We start from the raw sequence: 17940 nt of genomic DNA on the forward strand, positions 1-17940 counted from the left end.
TCGCGGACCTCAACCCGCGAAGACCAGCCCGTCCGGCGCTTCTAGATCGAGCCCACGACCTTGCGGGGAGCGATCCGTACGACCACCCGCTCCGCGTCCTCCGCCGACGCCGGGTTGAAGTCCGTGTAATCCTTCCCGGTGTATTTCCGGGACAGCGTGTTGATCAGCTCCTGGCCGCCCTCGGTGGTGAGCGTCGCGGACCCCCGCACCTCCGCGTAGGTGTAGGGCGCGTTGTGCGGGTTGATCAGCACGGTCACCCGCGGGTCCCGCCGCAGGTTCTGTTCCTTGCGGCGGCCGACGGTCGTGGAGATCAGCAGGTCGTTCCCGTCGCGCGCGATCCAGGTGACGGAGAGCTGGGGGCTGCCGTCGGGCTGGACGGTCGCCACGGCGGCGAAGACGGGGGCGTCGTCGAGGAGCTTCTTCAGGTCGTCGGAGAGTTCGGCTGACACGGTGCGGATCCTTCCCTCGGGTGACGGCTGAGGCGGGCCTCACGCACGGCGACCGCAGGATCACCGTGCGTCGATCCACCGTATGCCCCCGAGGGCGGGTCCGGTCAGACCCTGGGGAAGACCAGCGCCGTGGCGACGGCCGCGAGGCCCTCCGCGCGGCCCGTGAGGCCCAGACCGTCGCTCGTGGTGCCCGAGACCGACACCGGGGCCCCGATCGCCTCGGAGAGGGCCTTCTGGGCCTCCGCGCGCCGCTTGCCGATCTTCGGGCGCACGCCGATCACCTGGACCGAGACATTGCCGATCTCGAAGCCCTCGGAGCGGACGATCCGCGCCGCTTCGGCCAGCAGGGTGACGCCGGAGGCGCCGGACCACTCGGGGCGGTCCGTGCCGAAGTGCTCGCCGAGGTCGCCGACGCCCGCGGCGGAGAACAGCGCGTCGCAGGCCGCGTGCGCGGCGACGTCGCCGTCGGAGTGGCCCGCGAGGCCGTGCGTGGCGTCCTCCCAGAGCAGGCCCGCGCACCACAGCTCGCGGCCCTCCTCGAAGGCGTGCACGTCCGTACCGATGCCCACGAGCGGGATGATCTGGGCGGAGTAGCTAGTACCGATCATTGGCCCTCCTGCGGGCGAGTACGGTCTCGGCCAGGACGAGGTCCAGCGGCCTGGTCACCTTGAACGCCTCTTCGTGGCCGGGCACGACCACGACGGGCCTGCCGAGCCGCTCCACGAGCCCGGCGTCGTCCGTGGCGCCCTCGCCCTCCGTGGCGACCTGCTCGTGCGCCTCGTCGAGGGTGCGCCGGTCGAAGCCCTGCGGGGTCTGCACGGCCCGCAGCAGCGCCCGCTCGGGCGTTCCGACGACACGCTCGGGCTCGCCCGCGGCGTCACCCGTGCGGGGCTCGACCTGCTTGACGGTGTCGGCCAGCGGCAGCGCCGGCACGACGGCGGGGGCGCCGTCGCGTACGGCGGAGATCACGGCGTCGACGGTGTCGACGGGCACCAGGGGGCGCGCGGCGTCGTGCACGAGGACGGTGTCGATGTCGCCGGGGAGGGCCTTGAGGCCGAGGCGGACGGACTCCTGCCGGGTCTCACCGCCGGGGACGACCAGGATCTCGGCCGGGTCGTGGCCGGTCAGCGGATGGGCGTCGAGGAGGTTGCGGACCTCGGGGGCGCCGTCCGGCGGGGCGACCACGACGACGAGACCCACGGCCCGGGAGGCGGCCATCGCGCGTACGGCGTGGACCAGCATCGGGGTGCCGTTGAGCGTGCGCAGGGCCTTGGGGGCACCCGGGCCGAGGCGGACGCCGCGGCCGGCCGCGGGGATCACCGCGGCGGTGCGCGAAGGAGTGACGGCGGGGGCTCGATCAGACATTGCGTTGGCGTTCAGGTTTGCTTCCTCGGCCGAATTGGGTATGGCCTCAGCGTGCCGGGCACGACGCCCCGACCAGCCCCTTCCGTGACACTGGTCGGGTCGACTGCCCGGGCCCGGCACACCAAGCAGAGCGTGAACTTCGGCGCCTGAGCAGAGATGCCGCAGCGCCCGGCGGATGACTGTCGTCATCGCACGGGCACCGCGGCACTTCTTTCGTCCGGCACCTGCTGCGTTGTGCGCAGCGCTGCTGTGCTCCCTCAATGACGAGTGGAGCGCTGCTTCAGGACGCGAGAACCTCGTCGAGCAGGGCCTCGGCCTTGTCCTCGTTGGTGTTCTCCGCGAGGGCGAGCTCACTGACCAGGATCTGGCGCGCCTTCGCGAGCATGCGCTTCTCACCGGCGGAGAGACCGCGCTCGCGCTCACGACGCCACAGGTCGCGCACGACCTCGGCGACCTTGATCACGTCGCCGGACGCGAGCTTCTCGAGATTTGCCTTGTAGCGACGGGACCAGTTCGTCGGCTCTTCCGCATACGGTGCGCGGAGCACCTCGAAGACCCGGTCCAGCCCATCCTGGCCGACCACATCGCGCACACCGACGAACTCCGCATTGTCCGCCGGCACCCGAACCGTCAGGTCACCCTGGGCGACCTTCAGCACCAAGTAGGTCTTGTCCACGCCTTTGATCTGGCGAGTTTCGATGGCCTCGATCAGCGCGGCCCCGTGATGGGGATAGACCACGGTGTCGCCAACCTTGAACGTCATGTGACAGGTACCCCTTCCGTGGCTATCCAGTCTAACACGGGAACTGCCCGTTCTGAATGGCGTTTCCGCAGGTCAGGGCATATCTCGGGGCTTGACAACAGCAACCGGAACGTGCTGCGGGAGGCTTCCGGAAGCGGGTATTCGCAGGTCGGAGCGGTTCTTCGGGCAAGGCGAAACGGGCACGTTACACGCGCACGGAGAGGCTCGCGAGCGGTCGAACGTCCCGTTTTGCCGGGGTCCGGTCGGCGGACTTCCGCTACTCCGTTCGGGGCCGGACTCTCTTCGCCGCCCGGATTCCGGAATTGATCACGACCGCCTTGATCAATTCCCGAACATCTTCCCGGGGCCTCCCGCATTCCCTGCGGATAATCCCCCGCATCACCCGTCACCCGGCCCCATGGGTGTTCGGGGCGGATATTCGGCCATGCCGCCGACAGGGGGCTAGTTGACCATGGGGGCGGGTCGGGTGCGAGGGCCCGTGGGGGGCTCGGTAACCTAAGCGCGCTGACACACCTCTTACTTCGTCCAAGGAGATGCCGCCGCCGTGAGCAGCAGCCTTCGACGCGGCACTCTCGCCGCTTCCGCCCTCGTGCTCTCGATCGCCTCGCTCTCCGCCTGCGCGGCGGGCAACAGCGCGCAGACGCTTGAGGTCAAGCCGGACAACGCCGCCACCTCGGTCGGCGACATCAAGCTCCAGAACATGAACGTGATCACCCAGCCGGACCTGGACGCCAAGGGCCCGGCCGTGATCACCGGCAAGCTCTTCAACAACGGCGACAAGGACCAGACGCTCAAGGCGGTCTCCCTCGTCGGCAAGAACGCGACCGTGAAGATCACCCCTGCGGGTGGTTCGGGCCAGCTCGTCGTGCCCGCGCACGGCTCCCTCGTCCTCGGCGGCAAGGGCAACGCCTCCGCGGTCCTGCCCAACGGCCGTGAGGCGCTCAAGGACGGCGAGCAGCAGAAGCTGATGTTCGACTTCAGCGACACCGGCGAGGTGGGCATCGGCGCCTTCGTCGTGCCCGCGAAGAGCTACTTCAAGGAGTGGGGCCCCTCCGAGGCGCCCTCGGCGCCCTCCTCCTCCCCGTCGCAGTCGGGCAAGCCGGGCGGCCAGGCAGGCAAGCCCGGCGACGAGGCGTCCACGGGCGCCTCGGAGGCCCCGGCGGGCGCCCAGCAGGGCAGCGGCAAGCCGGGCACCGGCGAGCAGTCGCAGGGCGGCCGGCAGCACGCCGGTCACTGAGCCGACGACCTGAACGCCGAGGGGCCCGGAAGCAGTGCTCCCGGGCCCCTCGGCGTGGTTCCGGCGCCGGTACGGCCGCGCACGGCCGTCCGTACGCCCGCCGGTTACGGCTCGAACTTGTAGCCCAGGCCGCGGACCGTCACCAGATAGCGCGGCGCGCCCGGGTCGGGCTCGATTTTGGCGCGCAGCCGCTTGACGTGCACGTCGAGGGTCTTGGTGTCGCCGACGTAGTCCGCGCCCCAGACCCGGTCGATGAGCTGCATCCGGGTGAGCACCCGGCCCGCGTTGCGGAGCAGCATCTCCAGGAGGTCGAACTCCTTCAGCGGCAGGTCGACCTTGCCGCCGGACACGGTGACGACGTGCCGGTCGACGTCCATCCGGACGGGGCCCGCCTCCAGGGCCGCGGGGGTGACCTCCTCCGGCTCGCCGCGGCGGCGCAGGACGGCCCTGATGCGGGCCACCAGCTCCCGGGACGAGAAGGGCTTGGTCACATAGTCGTCGGCTCCTATTTCCAGGCCGACGACCTTGTCGATCTCGCTGTCCTTGGCGGTCACCATGATGACCGGCACATTGGAGCGCCCGCGCAGCTGGCGGCAGACCTCCGTGCCGGGCAGGCCGGGGAGCATCAGGTCGAGCAGGACCAGGTCGGCGCCGTTGCGCTCGAACTCGTCCAGCCCGTCGGGCCCGGTGGCCGCGACGGCGACCTCGAACCCTTCCTTGCGGAGCATGTAGGACAAAGCGTCGCTGAAGGATTCCTCGTCCTCGACGACGAGCACACGGGTCACGGATGGACCTCCGGTCGGGTCTCTGTGGGGGTAACGGGGGTCGTTCCCCGATCGCGGGTCAAGGAAGCACCTCCGGGGTGGGAAGGTGTTCGCTGATGAAGGTGTCGTCGATGCGGCGGGGACCGCGGCGGTCCCGGTCGCGGACCGAGCCCGCCTCCGGGAGCCGCAGGGTGAAGGTGGAGCCCTGGCCTTCGGCGCTCCAGACCGTGACCTCCCCGCCGTGCGAGGCCGCCACGTGCTTGACGATGGCGAGGCCGAGGCCGGTCCCGCCGGTGGCGCGCGAGCGCGCCGGGTCGACGCGGTAGAAGCGCTCGAAGATCCGCTCGCGGTCCTTCTCCGAGATGCCGATGCCCTGGTCGGTGACGGCGATCTCGATGAGGTCGCCGCCGGGTGCGGTGATGTGGCGGGCCGCGATGCCGACCCTCGTACGGGCTGGACTGTAGTTGACCGCGTTCTCCACGAGGTTGCCGAGGGCGGCGGCGAGCTGGCCGCGGTTGCCCCAGACGTGCAGGTCGGCGGTGCCGCCGGCAGCCATGGTGATCTGCTTGGTGCCGGCCTGGTGGCGGCAGCGGTCGATGGCCTCGGCGACCAGCTCGTCGACCCGGACGGGCTCGGAGTCCTCCAGCGGGTCGTCGTTCTGCACGCGGGAGAGGTCGATGAGCTCCTGGACGAGGTTGGTCAGCCGGGTGGCCTCGATCTGCATCCGGCCCGCGAAGCGGTTGACGGCCTCGGGGTCCTCGGCGGCGTCCATGACGGCCTCGGAGAGCAGGGAGAGCGCGCCGACCGGCGTCTTGAGCTCGTGGCTGACGTTGGCGACGAAGTCGCGGCGGACGGCCTCGATGCGGCGGGCCTCGGTGAGGTCCTCGACGAGCAGGAGCACCAGCCGGGAGCCGAGCGGTGCCACTCTGGCCGAAACCGCGAGGGCGTCGCCGCGGCCCGTGCCGCGCCGGGGCAGGTCGAGCTCGACCTGGCGTATCTCGCCGTCGCGGCGGGTGTCGCGGGCCATCTGGAGCATCGGCTCGACGGCCAGCTTCCCGCCGCGGACCAGCCCCAGGGCGTACGCCGCGGAGCTGGCCTTGACCACGGTGTCGGCCTCGTCGAGGACGACCGCGGAGGAGCGCAGCACGGAGAGCACCGTGTCCACACCGGGCGGAAGCACGGCGTCCGTGTGCAGTGAGCTGCGGGTCGGCCGGGCCTGGTCGCGCTCGCTCCAGCGGAACGCCAGCATGGCGATCACGCCGGTGCACAGACCGGCGATCGCTGCCGCTGCGGCGACGGCCGCGTTCACGTTCATGAGTCAAGGTTATGCGGGGGGTACGACACATCCACAGCCAAACGAGTGCCACCTCGAACATACGTTGCCGAGAGTTCACCTTGAGGACGGCGCGGGTTCACTCCGGAGGCTGCGGGCCGTAGCGTTCCGGCCGGAACGTGGGGACCGTGGGCGGCCGAGGCACTCCTCGCCCACCGTTTACTCAGAGAGAAGGTCAGGATGCGGGACGCGTACCACGAGGAGCTCGACTCGATCGGCGAGGGCCTCGTCGAGATGGCCCGGCTCGTGGGCTCCGCGATCGGGCGCGCCACCACGGCGATCCTGGACGCGGACCTCAAGCTGGCGGAGTCCGTGATCGCCGCGGACGCCAAGGTGGACGACCTCCAGCGCGATCTGGAGGCGCGGGCGATCGCCCTGCTGGCCCGCCAGCAGCCGGTCGCCACCGATCTGCGGATCGTGGTCACGTCGCTGCGGATGAGCGCCGACCTGGAGCGCTCCGGCGACCTCGCGCAGCACGTGGCCAAGCTGGCCCGGCTGCGCTTCCCGGACACGGCGGTGCCGCGCGACCTGCACGCCACGATCCTGGAGATGGGCCAGCTGGCGCAGCGCCTGATGGCCAAGGCGGGCGAGGTGATCATCACCAAGGACGTCGACCTGGCGCTCCAGCTGGAGCAGGACGACGACGCGATGGACCTGCTGCACCGCGCGCTCTTCCAGCACCTCATGGACGACCGCTGGCAGCACGGCATCGAGACGGCCGTCGACGTGACGCTGCTGGGCCGCTACTACGAGCGGTTCGCCGATCACGCCGTCTCGGTCGCCAAGCGGGTGGTCTATCTGGTGACGGGTGAGCACGCGGACGAGCTGTCCCAGGGCGAGGGGCGCACGGGAGCAGTCGACGGCGCGTGACCTCGGAGAGTGCGCCCACGCGCCCTCCATGCGCCCGGACATACGTACGCGAGGGGCATTGACGGACGAAGCGGACCGTCCTTGACTGTGGGTCAGGCAGACCACCCTTCGAGGAGGTACCTCAATGACCTACACCCCTCCCACTCCGGCCTCGGGATGCCAGTGCGGTCCCGGCTGCTCCTGCGGCTGCCAGAACGGCGGCTCGTGCCAGTGCGGCGGCGGTTGCGGCTAGCCGACCGCGCACACGTCACTCACGGAAGCGGGCCCCCGGCCGGATGTCCCCGGCCGGGGGCCTCTTTCGCGTCGCGCACGCCCCGCGCTACGGGCGGTAGGGATGGGGCCCGCCTGTCGCCGCCGTGTCCGGCGCTGCGGGCGGCGGGGGCACGGGTGCCGGAGGTGCGGGGGGCGCCGGGGGCGCCGGGGGCGCGGGCGGTGCCGGTGGCGCCGGGGGCACGACCTTCGGCTCCACGCTGCCGGTGAGATAGGCGTAGACCACGATGTTGGCCGTGTAGGTGTGCTTGGCGCGGTCGTAGTCGCCGCCGCAGGTGAGCAGGCGCAGCTCCGGACGGTCCGGGTCGTCCTTGTCGCGCGGTCCGTAGACCTTGTCGTCGTCCCAGTGGTCGTTGGGGACGACGGCGACGTCCTCGACGGTGAACTCCGCGGTGGAGCCGTCCGAGCGGCTGACGTTGATCTTCACGCCGGGCTTGGTGTTGCTCAGTTCGTAGAAGACGGCCGGGGCCTTCTTGGTGTCCACATGGCCGACGAGGACGGCGACGCCCGAGGTGCCGGGCTGCGGGCCGTCCTGGTACCAGGAGACGGCGTTGGCCCGCTCGTAGGGGGGCGCTTCGACGCCGCCCTGCGCGTCGAGGCCGTGGCCTTCGATCGGGGCCTTGACCCCCATGGCCTTGATGACGATTCCTTGGGGGCCCGCCCCCGGCAACGGTTCGTGTACCGGGGGCAGGCCGCGCGCGGGAGGGTGGCTCTTGGCCGCGGTGACGCCGGTCTTACGGGCCTTGACCATCGGCTCGTCGGTGTCACCGCTGCCCACCAGGCACAGGGCGAGCACAACGGCCGCCCAGGCCACCCCTGTCAGCAGGCGCTTGGGGAAGCCGCCTGTGCGCTGTTCTGACATGTTGCCTGTTCGCTTCCCGTCACATCACTGCTTGGCCGAGGCGGCCCGGCGGCGGTACCAGAACATGCCGCCCGCTATGCCGACCGTGGCTCCCGCGGCGAGGATGAGGACGGGGGTGTCGCTGGACGACTCCGTGGAGGAGGCCATCAGTGCGGTGGCTCCACCACCCGCGTGGGCGTGCCCGTGCGGCCGGTGCTCGTCGTGGCGACCCTCGTGACGGCCGTCGTGACGCCCGCCGTCGTGGTCGTGGCGGCCGTCGTGACGCCCGTCGTGGTCCTCACGGCCGTCGTGGCGGCCGTCGTGGTCGTGACGCCCGTCGTGGCGACCGTCGTGGTCCTCACGGCCGTCGTGGTCGTGGCGGCCGTCGTGACGCCCGTCGTGGTCCTCGCGACCGTCGTGGCGGCCGTCGTGGTCGTGACGCCCGTCGCCGTCGTCGTCGCAGTCGTCGTCGTCCCACCGGCCGTCGTGGCGGCCGTCGTGACGCCCGTCGTGGTCGTGACGCCCGTCGTGACGGCCGTCATGGTCCCAACGACCGTCGTGGTCGTCGTCGCAGTCCTCCCGGTCGCGGTCGTGGCCGGTTGTGGGGACCGCGGGCGCGGCCTTCTCGGCCGGAGTCGCCAGGTTGCCCAGGTTGCCGAAGGCGTAGGCGGGAGCTGCGGGAACTGCACAGGCCGCGACGACCGCGGCGCCGCACAGAGCGGTACGGATTGAATCCATGGTGTTACCTCCTTGACAAGAGGCTCACCCCGCTACTCACGTGCCGCATCCGCACCGTGGTTCTCTTGCTCCATTCGGTGACCAACTTGCTCTGCGTCACCACGCGAAGCAGCGCGCAAAGGCCCCCCACCCGCGGTGAAACCGCAGGCAGGGGGCCTTTTCCGAGCGCGTCCCGGGCGCAATCGGCCCGAGGCGGTGTGTGCTACTTCTTCTTGCCCTGGTTCTTCACGGCCTCGATGGCGGCCTTGGCGGCCTCGGGGTCGAGGTAGGTGCCGCCCTTCTTGACCGGGCGGAAGTCGGCGTCGAGCTCGTAGGCGAGCGGGATGCCGGTGGGGATGTTCAGGCCCGCGATGTCGGCGTCGGAGATGCCGTCGAGGTGCTTGACCAGGGCGCGCAGGGAGTTGCCGTGTGCGGCGACCAGGACCGTACGGCCGGCCAGCAGGTCGGGGACGATGCCGTCGTACCAGTACGGCAGCATGCGCGTGACGACGTCCTTGAGACACTCGGTGCGCGGGCGCAGCTCGCTCGGGATCGAGGCGTAGCGCGGGTCGTCGCTCTGCGAGAACTCGGTGCCGTCCTCCAGCGCGGGCGGCGGCGTGTCGTAGGAACGGCGCCAGAGCATGAACTGCTCCTCGCCGAACTCGGCCAGGGTCTGGGCCTTGTCCTTGCCCTGGAGGGCGCCGTAGTGGCGCTCGTTCAGCCGCCAGGAGCGGTGGACGGGGATCCAGTGGCGGTCCGCGGACTCCAGCGCGAGCTGCGCCGTGCGGATGGCGCGCTTCTGGAGGGAGGTGTGGACCACGTCGGGGAGCAGGCCGGCGTCCTTGAGCAGCTCACCGCCCCGGACAGCCTCCTTCTCGCCCTTCTCGTTCAGGTTGACGTCCACCCAGCCGGTGAACAGGTTCTTGGCGTTCCACTCGCTCTCGCCGTGGCGGAGGAGGATCAGCTTGTACGGTGCGTCGGCCATGCCCATGAGCGTAATCGACGGCAGGGGTGGTGCTGAAAGCCCCTGCCGTGGTACGGACGATTGACCGCCGCCGTCAATTGGGTGGCGCCCGGGGAACAGGGCTATGTAAGTTGCGATCTTCGCAGGAGGCACTTACATACCGGGGGTTGGGGAATGTCCGTAGCGAGCGTCGGGCGGGCCGCGAGGGAGAGCGTCTCGGGGTTGCCCCGGGACTTCTGGTGGCTGTGGACCTCGACCCTGGTCAACCGCCTCGGGGCGTTCGTCTCGGTCTTCCTGGCCCTCTATCTCACCGTCGACCAGGGCTACTCCGCCTCGTACGCGGGGCTGGTCGCCGCCCTGCACGGCCTCGGCAGCGTCGTCTCCTCGATCGGCGGCGGCGTGCTGGCCGACCGGCTGGGCCGCAGGCCCACGCTGCTGATCGCCCAGACCTCGACCGCGGTGTCCGTGGCCGTGCTGGGCTTCGTGCGGGGACCGGTGGCCATCGCGGCGGTGGCCTTTGTGGTGGGCATGGCCGTCAACGCCTCGCGCCCGGCGGTGCAGGCGATGATGGCGGACATCGTGGCGCCCGAGGACCGCGTGCGGGCCTTCGCCCTGAACTACTGGGCCATCAACCTCGGCTTCGCGATCTCGTCGGCGGCGGCCGGGTTCATCGCGCAGTACAGCTACCTCATCGGCTTCCTCGGCGAAGCGTCCATGACACTCCTGTGCGCGATCCTCGTGTTCATCAAGCTCCCGGAGTCCCGCCCGGCCGCGCCGGAGGCCACCGGCAAGGACGAGCCCGCGATCAGCGTGGGCACCGTGCTGCGCGACGGGCGCTACATGAGCGTGGTCGGGCTGTCCTTCCTGCTCGCCCTGATCTTCCTGCAGTCCTCGGTGGCGCTGCCCGTCGCGATGGCGAAGGACGGCTTCTCGACCACCGACTACGGCATGGCCATCGCCGTCAACGGCGTGCTGATCGTGGCTCTCCAGATCCCTGTGACCCGCTTCATCGAACACCGCGACCCGGGGCGGCTGCTGGTGATCTCGGCCCTGCTCGGGGGGTACGGCTTCGGGCTCACCGCGTTCGCCGGCGGGTCGCTCGCCGCCTACATGCTGACCGTCTGCGTCTGGTCCCTGGCGGAGATCGTCAACTCCCCCACCCAGATGGGCCTCGTCGTCCGCCTCTCCCCCGTCCACGGCCGCGGCCGCTACCAGGGCGTCTACTCCCTGTCCTGGTCCGGCGCGGCGCTGGTCGCTCCGCTGGCGGGTGGGGCGGTGCTCGATGGGTACGGGGCGGATGTGCTCTGGGGTGGGTGCGCGGTTGTGGGGACGGTCGCGGGGGTGGGGTACTGGCTGTTGATGCGGGGGCTTCCTGCGGGGGGTTCGACGGCGTCGGTGCCCGGTGTTCGGGAAGAAGTCGAGCCGGCGTCGGCCTGACGGGCTGGGGAAAAGCCCGCCGCAGGCGTCAGTCGTCCGCTTTCGATGTCAAGCGGGCGAACGCCTCCAGGTTGCGGGTCGACTCGCCGCGCGACGTGCGCCACGCGTACTCCTTGCGGATCGCGCTCGCGAAGCCCATCTCCAGCAGGGTGTTGAAGCTGCCGTCCGCGTTCTCCAGCACGGTGCCGAGGATGCGGTCGATCTCGTCCGGGGTGACGGCGGCGAGCGGCAGGCGGCCGACGAGGTAGATGTCGCCGAGCCGGTCCATCGCGTAGGCCACGCCGTACAGCCGTGTGTTGCGCTCCAGCAGCCAGCGGTGCACCGCCTCGTGGTTCTCGTCGGGGCGGCGCACGACGAAGGCGTTGACCGACAGCGAGTGCTTGCCGACGATCAGGGAGACGGTCGTCGACAGCTTGCGGGTGCCGGGGAGTTTGACCACATACGTACCGTCGGCGGGGCTCTCCCATTCGAGGCCCGCCTCGTGGAACGTCTGCTCGATGACGGATTTCGCGTCAGACATGCGACGAGCGTAGGCGACGCCGCCGGTCCTGGATCGCCGCGGTGTACACGTCGGCAGTGGCGGCCGCGGCCGTGTCCCAGCCGAAGGACCGCGCGTGCCGGGCCGCCGCCGCGCCCATCGCGTCCGCGAGCGAGGGCTGGTCGGCGAAGCGGCGCAGCACACGCGCGTAGTCGGCGGGGTCGTGGCCGTCGACGAGGAAGCCGCTGACGCCGTCCCGTACGGCCACGGGCAGCCCGCCCACGGCCGCCGCGACGACGGGCGTGCCGCACGCCTGCGCCTCCGCGGCCACCAGGCCGAAGGACTCGCTGTACGACGGCATGACCAGCACGGACGCGGCCCGGTACCAGTCCGCGAGCTGCTCCTGGCCGACCGGCGGGCGGAAGCGTACGACGTCGGTGATGCCCAGCCGGGCGGCCAGCTTGTGCAGCTCCTCGGGCTTGGCCAGGCCGCTGCCGCTGGGCCCGCCGACCACCGGGACGACCAGCCGCGTGCGCAGGCCGGGGTCCTGGTCGAGGAGCTCGGCGACCGCGCGCAGCAGGATGTCGGGCGCCTTCAGCGGCTGGATGCGGCCCGCGAAGAGCGGGATCAGGGCGTCGGCCGGCAGCCCGAGCCGCTCGCGCGCCGCCGCGCGCCCGCCGCTCGGGGTGAAGCGGTCGAGGTTCACCCCGGGGTGGACGACGGCGACCTTGCCGGGCTCGGCGTCGTAGTGCCGTACGAGTTCCTCGGCCTCGCCGTCGGTGTTGGCGATCAGCCGGTCCGCCGCCCGGACGATCTGCGTCTCGCCGATCACCCGCGCGGCGGGCTCGGGGGTGTCGCCCGCGGCGAGCGCGGCGTTCTTGACCTTCGCCATGGTGTGCATGGCGTGCACGAGCGGCACGCCCCAGCGCTCCGCCGCGAGCCAGCCGACGTGGCCGGACAGCCAGTAGTGCGAGTGCACCAGGTCGTAGTGGCCCGGCCGGTGGCCCGCCCACGCCTGCATCACGCCGTGCGTGAACGCGCACAGCTGCGCGGGCAGCTCCTCCTTGGCCAGCCCCTCGTACGGGCCCGCGTCGATGTGCCGCACCAGGACGCCCGGGGCCAGCTCCACGGCGGGCGGGAGCGACCCGGTGGTGGCCCGGGTGAAGATCTCGACCTCGATGTCGAGCGCGGCGAGGCGCTTGGCGAGCTCGACGATGTAGACGTTCATGCCGCCCGCGTCGCCCGTGCCGGGCTGGTGCAGCGGGGAGGTGTGGACGCTCAGCATCGCGATGCGACGGGGGCGACGAGGGGTGCCGATGCGGCGCAGCGGGCTCTGGGCGAAGGTGCCGAGCGCGCGGCCGCGGCGTGCGCCGAGCCTGGATGCGTACTGGCTCACCGGGTGAGTCCTCCGTCCGCTTCTTGGGGGCATTCAGCGCGTTACGAAGGGGGCAACGTCGCGGAGGTCGCCTCCCATTTCCCCTTTACCAAAGTGTGACCCGGGGGCGGCCGGGACGGTACGACGGGGCCCCGCCCGACGGCGGCGGCCGCGCGGGAGCGCTGGCCTAGAGTTGAGCGCATGGCCAGCCGTACCGCCCCCGCCCGCCGCCCCATCGGGACGGCCACCCGGGGGACGACCAACCCCAACCGGCTGCGCCGCATGGACCGCTGGATCGCCCACACCCACGGCCCCGCCCTGCGCCGCAGCGCGGACCCCGTCGCCGTCGACCTCGGCTACGGGGCGGCGCCCTGGACGGCCGTCGAGCTGCTCGCCCGGCTGCGCACCGTGTGCCCGGCGGCGGAGGTCGTCGGCGTGGAGATCGACCCCGCGCGGGTCGCCGCGGCGAAGCCGTACGAGCGCGACGGCCTGTCCTTCGCGCACGGCGGCTTCGAGGTCCCCCTGGGCGGCGGTACGGGCCGGGCGCCCGCGCTGATCCGGGCGGCGAACGTGCTGCGGCAGTACGACGAGGACGAGGTCGCCGCCGTCTGGTCACGGCTGTGCGCGCGCCTCGCGCCGGGCGGTCTGCTGGTGGAGGGCACGTGCGACGAGATCGGGCGCCGGCACGTCTGGGTCGCGCTCGGCCCCGAAGGCCCCCGCACGGTCACCTTCGCGGCCCGTCTCGGCTCGCTCGACACCCCGTCCGACCTGGCGGAACGCCTGCCCAAGGCACTCATCCACCGCAATGTCCCGGGCGAGCCGGTGCACGCGTTCCTGCGCGACTTCGACCGGGCCTGGGCGGCGGCCGCGCCGTATTCGGCGCTCAGTGCGCGGCAGCGGTGGATCCGGACGGCGGCTTCGCTGGGGACGGACTGGCCGCTGACGGACGACGCGCGGCGGTGGCGCCAGGGGGAGCTCACGGTGCGCTGGGACGCGCTCGCGCCGCGCGGCTAGCGGTTTCCCGGGCTCTGCGGCCTGGGCTCCGCCCCGGACCCGTGCTCGGGTGCGGCCCGGCGGTTCTTGTTCCCCAGCCCCGCCCCTTCCCGGCTGTGTCGATTTGCGGCTCCGCCGCGTGGGGGGCTCCGCCCCAGACCCCGAAGCACGCTTCGCGCGCTGTCCTCAAACTCCCCCAGCTACCGCTGGGAGGTGCCCCCACGGGCTGAAATCAGCCCGCCCGGTCACGTCACATGCAGCGCCGACAGCAACGCATCCACCAGCGGACGATCCCGCTCCTGCGTAAGGCGAGCCCGCGCAGCCACCGGCGGAAGCCACAAGAGTGCGTCCACCTCGCGGTTCGGCGCGAACGTGCCCGACGTCGCGCGGGCCGCCCAGTAGCGCACTTCCTTGGGTCGTCCGGCCACCGCGTAGTGGGCCGTCGGCAGGGGCGTTCCCACCTCGCACGCCATGCCCGTCTCCTCCAGGACCTCGCGCACCGCGCCGCTCAGCGCGTCCTCGCCGCGCTTGAGCTTGCCCTTGGGGTGCGACCAGTCGTCGTAGCGCGGCCGGTGGACGAGCGCGATCTCCAGCCCGCCGTCGAGCGGCGAGTGCCGCCACAGCACGCACCCCGCCGCCCTGATGACCTCGTCCCTCACAGCCCCGCCCCCGTCCGCTGCCAGACCCTGCCGAACGCGAAGCGCGCCGCCTCCACCTCGTGCCGCTGGTCGGCGTGGAGCACACCGAGGGCGTACGCCGTGGCCGGGGCGATCCTCGGGGTGCGGGCGGCCGCGGCGGCGGCAGCGGCCGCCTCGGCGGCGTCGCGGTGCCGGTCCAGGGCCTGACCCGCGTTCAGCAGCCGTACGGAGAGGGAGGGTTCGGCCTCGTCCTGCCCGTGCTCGTCCAGCACCTCCTGCGCGTACCGCCGCAGCCGTACGAGCTTGCGCACCTGGTGCCACGGTGCGTCCTGGCGCGCCTCCGCGGGCGGGGCGTCGGAGGACGGGACCGCGGCGAGCCCGTGGGTGAGGGCCTCCGCGTTGTACGGGTGCCCGGCGACGGACAGCGGCAGCAGCTCGACGGCCTCGGCCAGCCGCCGGTGGGTCTGCTCCACGAGCCGGGGCAGCGCCTCGCGGGCGAGCAGGTCGTGCGCGGCCGGGTCGAGCGGCACCTCGGAGGCGAGGACGGCGGCCGCGTCGGCGACGGCGTGGAACCGCGAGGAGCCGAGGGCCTGCAGCGCGGCCGAGTGCGCCCGGGTCCTGGCCAGCGTCAGCTGCCGTTCCAGCAGGGCGCCCGCCCGCGCGGCGCCGACCGTCAGCCCGCTCCAGGCCCGCTCCTCGCAGGGCGCCGACCCGGACAGCCGGTGCAGCGCCCCCCGCAGCCGGGCCAGCCGCGCCGCGTAGGCGTGTTCGCGCCCCAGCGTCTCGGACAGCCACAGCAGCTCGGAGCGGAGGTGGTCCGTCCAGGCCGTGTCGGTGAGCGGCCGGTAGACGTACAGGGCCCCGGAGATGCGGCGGGCCGAGCGGCGCAGCAGCCGGGCGGCCTCGGTCGCGTCCTCGGCGCCCGCGCCGCTGTCGCCGTGCAGCCGCAGGCTGCGCAGGAACTCGGCCGCCTGGCCGTGCAGATAGTCCGCCAGCACCTCACCGGAGGTCGCCGTGTCCACGGCCGGATCCGGCGCGGCCGGCCGCTGTGTCGTCGTCATTTCCCGCCCCCCGGCCACGGTGACCGTAAGCGGCTGGTCATGGGGTCGCTGAGCCACGCCGGCGCCTCCGGGCGTCTATGAGCATCTCCTGTACGTTGCGCAGCGGCTGCCCGTCGGCGTCCGTCGCGTGCCGCCGCCAGCCGCCGTCCGGGCCCAGGTGCCAGGAAGCGGTGGCGTCGGACATCCCGGTCTCCAGCAGCCGGCCGAGCGAGGCCCGGTGTGCCGGGTCGGTGACCCGCACCAGCGCCTCGATGCGCCGGTCGAGGTTGCGGTGCATCATGTCGGCGCTGCCGAGCCACACCTCCGGGTCACCGCCGTTCCCGAAGGCGAATATCCGGGAGTGTTCGAGGAACCGGCCGAGGACGCTGCGCACCCGGATGTTCTCCGAGAGCCCGGCCACCCCGGGCCGCAGCGCGCAGATGCCGCGCACCCAGATGTCCACCGGCACGCCTTCGCGCGCCGCCCGGTAGAGGGCGTCGACGACGGCCTCGTCGACCATCGAGTTGACCTTGATGCGGATGTAGGCGGGCCGCCCGGCGCGGTGGTGCGCGACCTCCTTGGCGATCCGGGCGACGAGCCCGTCGCGCAGCGACCGGGGGGCGACGAGCAGCCGCCGGTAGGTCTCGCGGCGGGAGTAGCCGGACAGCCGGTTGAAGAGGTCGGAGAGGTCCGCGCCGACCTGCGGGTCGGCGGTGAGCAGCCCGAGGTCCTCGTAGAGGCGCGCGGTCTTGGGGTGGTAGTTGCCGGTGCCCACGTGCGAGTAGCGGCGCAGGGTGTCGCCCTCCTGGCGCACCACGAGCGACAGCTTGCAGTGCGTCTTCAGCCCCACCAGGCCGTAGACGACGTGGCAGCCGGCCTCCTCCAGCTTGCGCGCCCACTTGATGTTGGCCTGCTCGTCGAAGCGGGCCTTGATCTCGACGAGGACGAGGACCTGCTTGCCGGATTCCGCGGCGTCTATCAGGGCGTCGACGATCGGTGAGTCGCCGGAGGTGCGGTAGAGCGTCTGCTTGATCGCGAGGACGTCCGGGTCGGCCGCCGCCTGCTCCAGGAACGCCTGCACGGAGGTGGAGAAGGAGTCGTACGGGTGGTGCAGGAGCACGTCCCGCTCGCGCAGGGCGGCGAAGATGTCGGGCGCGGAGGCGGACTCGACCTCGGCGAGGTCCCGGTGGGTGCCGGCCACGAACTTGGGGTACTTCAGCTCGGGCCTCTCCAGGGTCGCTATCCGGAAGAGCGCGGTCAGGTCGAGGGGGCCGGGCAGCGGGTAGACCTCGGCGTCGCTGATCTTCAGCTCGCGGACGAGCAGGTCGAGGACGTACGGGTCGATGGTCTCCTCGACCTCCAGCCGCACGGGCGGGCCGAAGCGGCGCCGCATGAGCTCCTTCTCCAGCGCCTGGAGCAGGTTCTCCGCGTCGTCCTCCTCGACCTCCAGGTCCTCGTTGCGGGTCACCCGGAACATGTGGTGCGCGAGCACCTCCATGCCGGGGAACAGCTCCTCCAGGTGGGCCGCGATCACGTCCTCCAGCGGGACGTACCGCTGCGGGGACGCCTCCAGGAAGCGCGACAGCAGCGGCGGGACCTTCACGCGTGCGAAGTGGTCATGGCCGCTGACGGGGTTGCGCACGACGACGGCGAGGTTGAGGGAGAGCCCGGAGATGTACGGGAAGGGGTGCGCGGGGTCCACGGCCAGCGGCGTCAGGACGGGGAAGATCTGCTGCCGGAAGAGGGTGAAGAGGCGGCCCTGCTCCTTCTCGGTCAGCTCGGGCCAGCGGATCAGGTGGATGCCGTGCTCGGCGAGCTCGGGCGCGATGTCCTGCTGGTAGCAGGCGGCGTGCCGGGCCATGAGCTCGCGGGAGCGGGTCCAGATCTGCTCCAGCACCTCGCGGGGCTGGAGGCCGGAGGCGGAGCGGGTGGCGACGCCGGTGGCGATCCGGCGCTTGAGCCCGGCGACGCGCACCATGAAGAACTCGTCCAGGTTGCTGGCGAAGATCGCGAGGAAGTTCGCCCGCTCCAGCAGCGGGGTCGCCGGGTCCTCGGCGAGCTCCAGCACCCGCTCGTTGAAGGCCAGCCAGCTGCGCTCCCGGTCCAGGAACCGTCCGTGCGGCAGCGGCTCCGCTCCGTACGCGCCCTCCAGGCCCTCGTCGCCGTACGCCGGGTCCCCGTAGGTGCCCAGGTCGGAGGCGTCCAGGTCGGGCTCCAGGCCCGGCGAGTCCGGGGCCATGACCGCGTACGGCCGGTGGGCGGCGATGGAGCCGACGGAAGGCTGCCGATTGTCGAAACCGTCTCCGTGCGGGTGGCCGTGTGCCTGGGCGCTCGACGAGGTCATGTCTTCATTGTTCCGCGTCAGGGGCGGGGCGGGCGCGTCGGAGACGGGCGCCACGGCGGCGA

General features: G+C 72.1%; 18 protein-coding genes. 4 read left to right on the forward strand and 14 right to left on the reverse strand.

From position 1 onward, the window contains the following. Window positions 1–41: 41 nt before the first annotated feature. The 4 genes from ABD269_RS03125 to ABD269_RS03140 form a co-directional block, all read right to left on the reverse strand. Window positions 42–449, reverse strand: a complete 408-nt coding sequence (locus tag ABD269_RS03125) for a PPOX class F420-dependent oxidoreductase (protein WP_301893163.1) — start codon at window positions 447–449, stop codon at window positions 42–44. A gap of 104 nt (window positions 450–553) precedes the next feature. Continuing rightward, window positions 554–1057, reverse strand: a complete 504-nt coding sequence (gene ispF / locus ABD269_RS03130) for a 2-C-methyl-D-erythritol 2,4-cyclodiphosphate synthase (RefSeq protein ID WP_301893165.1) — start codon at window positions 1055–1057, stop codon at window positions 554–556. Further along, window positions 1044–1814 carry a 2-C-methyl-D-erythritol 4-phosphate cytidylyltransferase gene (gene ispD / locus ABD269_RS03135; RefSeq protein WP_344115772.1) on the reverse strand — a complete coding sequence of 257 codons (771 nt, stop codon included), beginning with the start codon at window positions 1812–1814 and terminating at the stop codon, window positions 1044–1046. The genes ispF and ispD overlap by 14 nt, the downstream gene beginning before the upstream one ends. 280 nt (window positions 1815–2094) lie before the next feature. Then, window positions 2095–2577 (reverse strand): CarD family transcriptional regulator, encoded by a 483-nt coding sequence (locus tag ABD269_RS03140; protein ID WP_003953493.1) that lies wholly within the window; start codon window positions 2575–2577, stop codon window positions 2095–2097. A 544-nt stretch (window positions 2578–3121) separates the two neighbouring features. Here ABD269_RS03140 and ABD269_RS03145 point away from each other — a divergent pair. Continuing rightward, a complete protein-coding gene (locus ABD269_RS03145; protein ID WP_344115774.1) occupies window positions 3122–3814 on the forward strand; it encodes a copper chaperone PCu(A)C domain-containing protein in 693 nt (230 codons plus the stop codon). A gap of 104 nt (window positions 3815–3918) precedes the next feature. On the opposite strand, the gene phoP is transcribed toward ABD269_RS03145, so the two are convergent. Both phoP and phoR read right to left on the reverse strand, forming a co-directional pair. Continuing rightward, window positions 3919–4590 carry a two-component system response regulator PhoP gene (gene phoP / locus ABD269_RS03150; RefSeq protein ID WP_465270246.1) on the reverse strand — a complete coding sequence of 224 codons (672 nt, stop codon included), beginning with the start codon at window positions 4588–4590 and terminating at the stop codon, window positions 3919–3921. A gap of 67 nt (window positions 4591–4657) precedes the next feature. Then, window positions 4658–5893: a two-component system sensor histidine kinase PhoR gene (phoR, locus tag ABD269_RS03155; protein ID WP_344115776.1), complete on the reverse strand. Its 1236-nt coding sequence runs from the start codon at window positions 5891–5893 to the stop codon at window positions 4658–4660. Window positions 5894–6091: 198 nt separating this feature from the next. On the opposite strand from phoR, the gene phoU reads away from it, so the two are divergent. Beyond that, a complete protein-coding gene (phoU, locus tag ABD269_RS03160) occupies window positions 6092–6781 on the forward strand; it encodes a phosphate signaling complex protein PhoU (RefSeq protein ID WP_116213331.1) in 690 nt (229 codons plus the stop codon). A 319-nt stretch (window positions 6782–7100) separates the two neighbouring features. Here phoU and ABD269_RS03165 read toward each other — a convergent pair whose 3' ends face one another. From ABD269_RS03165 to ABD269_RS03175, 3 genes are all read right to left on the reverse strand, one after another. After that, a complete protein-coding gene (locus tag ABD269_RS03165; RefSeq protein WP_344115779.1) occupies window positions 7101–7913 on the reverse strand; it encodes a class F sortase in 813 nt (270 codons plus the stop codon). A 24-nt stretch (window positions 7914–7937) separates the two neighbouring features. Next, window positions 7938–8630, reverse strand: coding sequence for a hypothetical protein (locus tag ABD269_RS03170; RefSeq protein ID WP_301893171.1), 693 nt, complete (start codon window positions 8628–8630; stop codon window positions 7938–7940). Between the two features lie 202 nt (window positions 8631–8832). After that, window positions 8833–9594 (reverse strand): phosphoglyceromutase, encoded by a 762-nt coding sequence (locus ABD269_RS03175; RefSeq protein WP_116215842.1) that lies wholly within the window; start codon window positions 9592–9594, stop codon window positions 8833–8835. Window positions 9595–9747: 153 nt separating this feature from the next. On the opposite strand from ABD269_RS03175, the gene ABD269_RS03180 reads away from it, so the two are divergent. Next, window positions 9748–11010 carry an MDR family MFS transporter gene (locus tag ABD269_RS03180; RefSeq protein ID WP_344115783.1) on the forward strand — a complete coding sequence of 421 codons (1263 nt, stop codon included), beginning with the start codon at window positions 9748–9750 and terminating at the stop codon, window positions 11008–11010. Window positions 11011–11038: 28 nt separating this feature from the next. Here ABD269_RS03180 and ABD269_RS03185 read toward each other — a convergent pair whose 3' ends face one another. Further along, window positions 11039–11530: a type III secretion system chaperone family protein gene (locus tag ABD269_RS03185; RefSeq protein WP_116213328.1), complete on the reverse strand. Its 492-nt coding sequence runs from the start codon at window positions 11528–11530 to the stop codon at window positions 11039–11041. Further along, complete coding sequence (gene mshA / locus ABD269_RS03190) at window positions 11523–12884, reverse strand: D-inositol-3-phosphate glycosyltransferase (RefSeq protein WP_425572816.1); 1362 nt, start codon at window positions 12882–12884, stop codon at window positions 11523–11525. Before mshA ends, ABD269_RS03185 begins: the two co-directional genes overlap by 8 nt. Window positions 12885–13064: 180 nt before the next feature. Between mshA and ABD269_RS03195 the strand changes: the two genes are divergently transcribed. Further along, window positions 13065–13877 (forward strand): class I SAM-dependent methyltransferase, encoded by an 813-nt coding sequence (locus ABD269_RS03195; protein ID WP_344115786.1) that lies wholly within the window; start codon window positions 13065–13067, stop codon window positions 13875–13877. A 224-nt stretch (window positions 13878–14101) separates the two neighbouring features. Here ABD269_RS03195 and ABD269_RS03200 read toward each other — a convergent pair whose 3' ends face one another. Genes ABD269_RS03200 through ABD269_RS03210 form a run of 3 tightly spaced genes read right to left on the reverse strand, consistent with a single transcriptional unit; the run spans window position 14102 to window position 17878 of the window. After that, a complete protein-coding gene (locus ABD269_RS03200) occupies window positions 14102–14515 on the reverse strand; it encodes an NUDIX hydrolase (protein WP_344115789.1) in 414 nt (137 codons plus the stop codon). Next, window positions 14512–15555, reverse strand: a complete 1044-nt coding sequence (locus ABD269_RS03205) for a CHAD domain-containing protein (RefSeq protein WP_301893257.1) — start codon at window positions 15553–15555, stop codon at window positions 14512–14514. The genes ABD269_RS03200 and ABD269_RS03205 overlap by 4 nt, the downstream gene beginning before the upstream one ends. Before the next feature lie 37 nt (window positions 15556–15592). Further along, entirely contained in the window at window positions 15593–17878 is a 2286-nt protein-coding gene (locus ABD269_RS03210) for an RNA degradosome polyphosphate kinase (RefSeq protein ID WP_301893258.1), read from the reverse strand. Window positions 17879–17940 lie beyond the last annotated feature (62 nt).

Origin of the sequence: Streptomyces blastmyceticus, assembly GCF_039521185.1 — a bacterium.
GTDB lineage: Bacteria > Actinomycetota > Actinomycetes > Streptomycetales > Streptomycetaceae > Streptomyces > Streptomyces blastmyceticus.